The organism is Gymnodinialimonas mytili, assembly GCF_037544085.1.
Classification (GTDB): domain Bacteria; phylum Pseudomonadota; class Alphaproteobacteria; order Rhodobacterales; family Rhodobacteraceae; genus Gymnodinialimonas; species Gymnodinialimonas mytili.
This window is the reverse complement of the sequence record NZ_JBBIFW010000011.1, coordinates 1-7,859: the sequence shown is the minus strand read 5'-3', so window position 1 is coordinate 7,859 and position 7,859 is coordinate 1. Positions and strand designations below refer to the sequence as shown.

Sequence of the window (7,859 nt, the reverse complement as noted above, 5' to 3'; positions counted from 1 at the left end):
GATCATTGGCTTAGCCAGTACAACCACACCCTTCCGCATCAAGCGCTTAATATGCGGCCATCAATCCCAGAAACCACATTAGAAAAACCACCAATTAGTGGCCCAGACACAGGGGGCTAGACACTTCAGCTCTCACTTGCGTCTGATAAACGCTGGCCCACAGTCGAGTGGATCAACATGGTTGATGCCAACGATAAACCTTCGTATGAGAACTACAACACTCTGTACTTATAAGTAACAAAGCGTTGCCTCCGTTCAAAAACGCCTTCCGCAGATCTCATTCAAGCTGAAGGAAAGACAGTTAAGGCTTGGGTTGAGCCGCCTTGCACCCAGGCACTGTGCTCTGTGAATTCTGCTTGCTAGGGGCACCAAGCGTTCCGGATGACTGCCGAGGGTGTTCGTAAAGGAGTGTGTTGGCCTGCTTTTGCAAGACTTCAGCTGTGTGCTTGAAGCCTAACTCGCGTGCATGTTTTTCTGCCAAAAGAGTCTTTAAAACTAGGTCTTGCATGGAATCGATCCTTTACCCGTGTTCGCACGAGTAAGCTGAGTAATACTGATTAATGAAGTGTTAATGCTTCCATCAGGACTATTTTCAAGCAACAACTTGCCGCTCTTCGACTGCCGAGATTTGAGCTGACTTGTCATAATCGCAGATGACCTCAGTGATCCGTCTCGCAATGTCTACCGCAAGGTCGAAGAGCTGCTTCAGATGGAAGGCTGGTAGATCAATTATAAGAAGATCGAGCGGTTCCGGCGCGAAGAGGAGTCTTAGTTTCAGCAGTGCGACAAGAAGCGCAAACGGCTCTATCACAAAGAGAGCTCAATTATCCGGTGAAGGCCAACCCATCCGAACCATGGTTGGGCCATCAATTGCCTGGCAGGCGATTGCAAAGCTCTCTGCTGAGAGGAGACTTCGTACATGAAAAGCTCAGCAAAGCTCGGAGCCAAAAGACGCGAACGGTTCTCGATGAGTTCACGCGGCAGGCATTGGCGTTGAACCTTGATCTCTCCATTATATCCATCGCCCTCATAGGGACGGAATCTACCTCAAATTGGAGGAAGAAACCGAGCTCAGGTCAAAACTTGACGCGACTAAGTTCACCTTTGCGCCAATATATGCAAGGTTTGGCTCTGATAAGATTGAGTGTGTAGCGATCCACACCTTTTTGATGGTGGCCCTATGTCTACTCCAAAGCACCCTTAGCTCAGGACCGCGTTCAAGGCATCTTACGCGCCAGCTAATGATAGTGATCCGAATGCGCAAAGATGCCAAAGAGCAAATTGTAGGTGACTTGCAATCCTGCTTGGACTTGCCAAAGCCGGTATCAATCATACGCAGGCTTTCGGCATTTCAATCGCGTAACCCTGCATATAGTCAATCCCGAGTTCTGTCAAAGTCTCAATCATTGACTCGTTTTCGACTTGTTCAGCGACAGTTTTTAGTCCGGCAACACGAGCCATCTTAATGAAGCATTCAAGGCTGGCAGCGGATATCGGGTCTTGATGGTTGCGGATGAAGCTTCCATCGATCTTAAGATAGTCTGCGGGAAGATTGCTAAAGTAACGAAACGAAGACGCGCCCGCACCGAAATCGTCTATCGCTACCTTCAAACCCCTCGTTCGGAGCTGAGTAAGGAAGGACGATAATAGCTCCATATTCTCCACCATGGATGTTTCGGTGACCTCGATGCAAATATGTTTCAACTGATCTGGAGCACAGGTTTCAAGCGCTGCCAATAGATCTTTTTGAAAGCTTCGTGATGATACGGAGCCAGGAGAGAGGTTCACGGCATATGTCACGTGCGGCTGCGCCGACGCAGCTAAGTCCAGGCAATGTCGGAACATCCAAAGGTCAATGTGGGGCATCAAACCGTAGCGTTCAGCTGCTCCGAGGAACTGCCCTGGCGATATTAGCTTTCCATCTGGCCCCGGTAGGCGGATAAGTAATTCACGTAGCTCACCGGCGCCTTCTAGTCGTGGCGCTGGCACGATCTTTTGTTCATGCACCTCCCAGCTACCGTTGTTATTTGCCCGTTCAATGATATCGAGCAAGGATACCTGCATTGCAACGTCACGCATATCGCCGTCGTCGTCAGACCAAAAACAGGTTTGATTTCGGCCAGCCGCTTTTGCGGAATAAGCCGCGATATCTGCTCGCCGCGCATGTTCAGCCGCGTCCGCTGCAGGCAGGCTGAGGTCAGTGACTCCGATACTTGCACCGATCTTTGCGCCATCCTCGGTAACCCGGATTGAAGCGATCGCCGAAAGGATTTTTTCGGCGAATTCCTTGGCCTTAGCAGAATTGGCGAATCTTCCAATAACAATGAATTCGTCCCCACCTTGGCGCGCAATGTGAATATCCGGTTCAGCCAAACTATTCAAATCTTCGGCGATTTGATGCAATAGTTTATCACCGATGTCATGACCGTAGGTGTCATTTACACGTTTGAAGTGGTCAAGATCTATGAAGAAAAGGAAACTTGAGTTGCGGGCAATGGGGTCGGTCAAACAGGTGTTCAGCCTCTGTTGAAACTCGCTGCGATTGAGAAGACCAGTCAGAAGATCATGTGTCGCTCGATACTCGATATCACGCGACAGCTTCCTCTGCTCAGAAACATCTCTGAATACGACAACCGCGCCGACGGCACGGCCATTTGAATCTATGATGGGCGCGGCCGAGTCATCTACCGGTGTTTCTTTTCCCGACCTTTGGCGGAGGATAGAGTCAGGCTCTAAAGCTACAGTCTGCCCATCTTTAAGGCACTTAGAAATTGGATCCGTCACCGGTTCGCCTGTCAGTTCACTGTAAACGGCAAAGACTTCTTCAGAGGACCGACCGATTGCTTCTTCGAGGGTCCAGCCCGACAGATCTGCAGCAACCTGGTTGAGCCAAGTCACTCGGCGGTCCCTATCCGTGGTAATGACCCCATCACCGATGGACGACATCGTAACAGAAAGTTTGGACGTTTGTTCCTGCAGCTCGACCATTAGACGCCGTTCCGGTGTTAGATCGAAACACGCGCCGTGTATCCGGTCCAGCCGCCCCTCTTGGTCTTTATAGGCTTCTCCGGTGAGCTTCAAAGCATGTGACAGGCCATCATCGTCGTTGAAGTCGATTTCCACCTCGATACGAGGGCTGCCAGAAATAAGTCTTTTAATTTGGCTTTTGAGCTTTGCAGCCTCGGCCTTTGGCAAAAGCTTCAGCCATTCAGCTAAGGACTGCGGCCTGGGTTCAACGGCAGCCATGAAGTGTTCGGCCATCTTGGTGTCCCAAGTGACTGTTCCATCCACGACGTCCAGGCTCCAAAGGCCCACTCCTCCGCTGCTGCTGGCAAGCTGCATCCAGTCTCGGGTTGCACGCAGGTCATCGTCTTTCCGAATCCGTTCGGAAATATCCTGAAACGCCCCATATAGCCGGATCGGCGTCCCCTTCTCATCGAATTCGGCCTGCCCGACAGAACGCACCCATATGCGTTCACCGTTCATCCGATCAAACGGCAATTCTAAATCCCAAGGCGTTCCATCTCGAATAGCTTGGTTCACCACGTCCGTGACGGTTTGCCGAACTTCCGGTGCATAGAAACTGATGCCATCCGCAACGGTGGGTATGAATTCGTCGCCTACCCCATGAATGCGGCGCGTCTCAGCGGTCCAAAGGACTTCATTCTTGATCAGATCGACTTCCCATCCGCCGATTCCAGCCACTTGCCCGGTGCGTTCGAAAAGTTGCTTGATCCGGGCTTGAGCAGCTTGGGATCGCTTAAGCTGATCAATCGCGAAATGAGTACCGTACATCCACTCAGGCGCGCCGTCAGCCGTTCGGGTAAAGACACGGCCACGATCATGAACCCAGACCCAATGGCCGTCCTTGTGCTTCATACGGGCCTCAATGTCGTAGAAACCAGTTTCCCCGGACCAATGAGCCTTCAGCGCATTTTCGGATCTTTGAAGGTCATCGGGATGCGCCAGATCGAGCCATGTGTCAATTGTCGTTGGTCCAAGCTCATCCAGAGTATACCCGACGATCTCTGCCCACCGATGATTGAAGCGCGTCTCGCCGGTCTGTACATTCCACTCCCAGGTACCGGCATTTGTGCCTTCCAGACAAGACTGTAGCCTAAAGGATTTTTTTCGAAGTCGCTCTACAAATGCGGTGTCGTCATCCTGCAGCGTAATGAAGGCGATGCTTCCAACTTGCATTCCGATTTCATCCCGAAGGAGCGATGCTGACAAGTAGCACGCGACAAGGTGCCCATGGTTTGCAACGAACTCGCAACCGAGATTGTCGACGTGTCCTGTCTTTAGTAACTCCTGATATCGAGCATGTGATTGCGCCCGCGCATTTTCCGCAAAGAAGTCAAAGCTGCGGCGTCCAATTACCTCGCAACGTTCATACCCGAACGCTCGAAGCCAGCGGTCACTAACACGAGTAATCAAGCCAGCGCGATCCGAAACATGGAAAATTGCCGGCAGATCCTCCGGGAGTTCCAGTAAGGTGCTGCCTATTTCGTTAACTTTAGCATCCATCGCACGACCTTCCAGACTTGTACACCCGTACACATCGTCAAAGATCGTTAAAAAAGTGTTGCCACTGGTTCTTTATGTCGCTTTCTTCACTTCCCGTTTCGGAAAGACAACGATATCTGTCGGCGGGTAGGCTTCAGTGGCATTCGTTTCAGCGCTTTATAGCGGCGCCTACGCGCCGATCTCATCTCTGTACACAGCGCTCGTCGGTAGGACCTTGTACAGTGCACTGCGAGCATCCATGATCACACCTCGCGTAATACCATTGTTTAGCGAGTGCTAACATCGCAGGTCTTGCTTCATCGGATATCTTGGGCAATAGGTTAGCCTCAAGTCGCCGAAAATGACTTTATGATAGCTGTTCTGCAGGTGCATCAAAGATGTCTTAGCTGCACAGCTTTGGTACTGTGCCGCGCTTACCGACACTGACCCATCCCAGGGAAACGGCAGACCGAAGGCCTGGACCATCCAGCGCAAGAAATATGATAGCGTCCGAGACTTCGCACCCCAATGCAGCGCCTGAGACTTCCATTCGAAAGCCCAAGTGCAACGCAAAATAGGGTTGAGATTCTCTTTGCTTACATCAAACACTTCCTTGCGCTGGACCGTGCCTCCGAGTGTGCTGTCACTGTGGCTCTCAAGACGGATTCATTTTCGCCACAGCCGTCCAGAAGCTTTGCTTGGCGGCAAAAAGTCAAACCGATGCTGCCAGCGACATGCTTAAGAAAGAATAGAAGCGCCGCATCCAATGAAATCAAAGTCATAGCTCAGACGGATGCGCCAACGTCAAAGAACTAGTCAGCGGAATAGCGTATTTTGTTAAAAAACTCGAGCTTGATCGGGTGGTAAGTCGCTGATTCAATTCGTCCTGTGGGGAGGGATTGGCGATGATGGGACCGAGGCAGGAAGCGCAGGCGGCACTGTTTTACGAGTTCTCGCTGGAGGGTCATGTTCCTCAAGATCACCTGCTGCGCTCCATTAATCGGTTTGTCGATCTCGGCAGCATTCGGGCGCATCTCGCGGATTTCTATAGCCACACCGGCCGCCCGTCCATCGATCCCGAACTGCTGATCCGGATGCTGCTGGTGGGGTATTGCTTTGGCATCCGATCCGAGCGGCGGTTGTGTGAAGAGGTGCATCTGAACCTCGCCTATCGTTGGTTTTGCCGTCTCGATCTGAATGATCGCGTGCCAGACCATTCTACCTTTTCAAAGAACCGGCATGGCTGGTTTCGGGAGAGCGAAGTGCTGCGCCATCTGTTCGAAACGACTGTGGTGCGGTGCATCGAAGAAGGGTTGGTCAGCGGCCAGCGGATGGCGATTGATGCCAGCCTGATCGAAGCTGATGCCAACAAACAGAACTCCACTCCCAAAGAAGAATGGAATGCCGCGGGCATCGATCCGGCGAATGCGCCCCGTGCCGTGCGCGAGTATCTCGATATGCTGGACGAGGCCGCATTTGGTGCCGCCAGCGAGGTGCAGCCCAAGTTCACCTCGCATTCCGATCCGGCCAGTCAATGGACAGCAGCACGCAAAGGCCCTGCGTTCTTTAGTTATTCGGACAACTATCTGTTCGACACAGACCACGGCGTCATTGTCGACGTGGAAGCCACCCGCTCAATCCGCCAGGCCGAGGTTGGATCGACCAAGACCATGCTCAACCGGGTGAAGGCCAAGTTCGATCTGCACCCCGAACGTCTGATCGCGGACACCGCCTACGGCACCGGGCCGCTTCTGGGTTGGTTGGTCGACCGCAAGATCGCGCCGCACATTCCCGTCTTCGACAAGGCAGGCCGATCCGATGGTACATGGTCTCGCGCTGACTTTGAGTGGGACGCCGAGAACGACCAATACATCTGCCCAGAAGGTCACGCCCTCAAGCAGTTTCGCCGCAACTACTCCGACCCGAACCGTGGCCCGACTGGCAAGGGCACTGCCCGCTATCGTGCTCTCAAAGAGGTTTGCCAGGCTTGCCCGTCCAAAGCTAAGTGCTGCCCTAGGGCCGATGCCCGTAAAATCACTCGCGAAGAACATGAAGACGCCCGCCAGGTTGCCCGTGACATCGCCAAGACGCGCCAATACGACATCTCGATGAAGCTCAGGAAGAAGGTCGAGATACTCTTCGCGCATCTCAAGCGCATCCTAGGTCTGCGACGCCTCCGATTACGAGGACCGTGCAGCGCAAACGACGAATTCCTCCTCGCCGCCACCGCTCAGAACCTCCGCAAACTGGCCAAGATCTTTCCCGCACCGCAGCATCTGCTAAAAGCCTGATCAGAAAGGCGCTCGCGCTCTGTTCAGCACACCACTTTCTGCGTCCGCAACACGTTGTTTTTCCACAGAATGGGCGGGAATCCGACTTTCGCGGCGTTAGCCTCCGATGAAAGAAGGTATCCAGTCCTGGTCGTCATCAAGGGCGACCGCGACGCGTTGCATTTCCTCTAGCTAAGTCACTGGTTTGTAGTAGGACTCTTCCCCTAATTCAACCGGCGCAGGGTGCGAGTGGACAACTGGGTTTTGGTATCGGTGTCCTAAATGCTGAACACGTTTGCGATTGTGAACCCACCGTTTTTGTCCATCAGCATTCTTTCAATCAAGAGCGACTGAACATCATCGATTGGCAAACCGCTGTCCAAGCTTAACGCGACGACCATTTCGTCAAAACTCCGAGTTAGCACGCGGGAAACAGCGAGCTCCGATTCGATAATTAGATCCGCAACAACATCGAAAATGGTTTCTGAATGTCTCAACAAAAGTTCCTCCCGAATCATGAGTAAAGCTTTGTGCAAGCTTAGTTAATAAAATCCTAGTCAGAGCAATTTGATGGCCACGCGGCAACCTGCATGTCATTTTTTGCATCGCCAAAGAGAAATCCAAGGTGTTAGCCGAATGGTTCAGGAAAATGAGGCAGGCCATACTGTAGACGATCAATGGCTCAAGCAGTACAACCACCCCCAGCCGCATCATCAGGCACTTAATATGCGCCCACCAGTACCGGAAACTCTTTTGGAGAATGCCTGGATAAACCGGGGGGCTAGGCACGGCCGGTTGCGGATCTTGGGCAACGTCATGTCAGTATGGGAACATGACAGATCTGACACGCTTGCTTGCTTTAGCTACAAGCTTTAAGTGAGACAGCACTGAGTTCCGCCGCCTCACCCTGCCTCCAGCATTAAAATATGAACATGTCATTTGACCCATCAATGTAACCCGTCACCGGCGGTTCGGTGTCCGAATAAGTCCCTTGGCCATCGGTTAGCGCGTCCCAAAGTGCGGCCCCGCTATTCTGGGCATTCATCATGTCGCCGGCAGTTGCGATATTGGCCACCCCATTGC

3 protein-coding genes are annotated in these 7,859 nt (G+C 52.5%); 1 reads left to right on the top strand and 2 read right to left on the bottom strand.

Annotation, left to right across the window (positions count from 1 at the left end):
- Window positions 1-592 precede the first annotated feature (592 nt).
- Together V8J82_RS23565 and V8J82_RS23560 are read right to left on the bottom strand one after the other, a co-directional pair.
- Window positions 593-811: a hypothetical protein gene (locus V8J82_RS23565; protein WP_339979566.1), complete on the bottom strand. Its 219-nt coding sequence runs from the start codon at window positions 809-811 to the stop codon at window positions 593-595.
- Window positions 812-1,329: 518 nt separating this feature from the next.
- A complete protein-coding gene (locus tag V8J82_RS23560) occupies window positions 1,330-4,527 on the bottom strand; it encodes a PAS domain-containing protein (RefSeq protein WP_339979564.1) in 3,198 nt (1,065 codons plus the stop codon).
- A gap of 884 nt (window positions 4,528-5,411) precedes the next feature.
- On the opposite strand from V8J82_RS23560, the gene V8J82_RS23555 reads away from it, so the two are divergent.
- The gene (locus V8J82_RS23555) at window positions 5,412-6,797 is read left to right on the top strand and encodes an IS1182 family transposase (protein WP_339979568.1); all 1,386 of its coding nucleotides are present in this window, start codon (window positions 5,412-5,414) and stop codon (window positions 6,795-6,797) included.
- Window positions 6,798-7,859: the final 1,062 nt, after the last annotated feature.

What these genes read in the sequence shown, in the direction of transcription:
- V8J82_RS23560 (WP_339979564.1), bottom strand. Translation starts at nt 4,527, where the DNA reads ATGGATGCTAAAGTTAACGAAATAGGCAGCACCTTACTGGAACTCCCG.
- V8J82_RS23555 (WP_339979568.1), top strand. Translation starts at nt 5,412, where the DNA reads ATGATGGGACCGAGGCAGGAAGCGCAGGCGGCACTGTTTTACGAGTTC.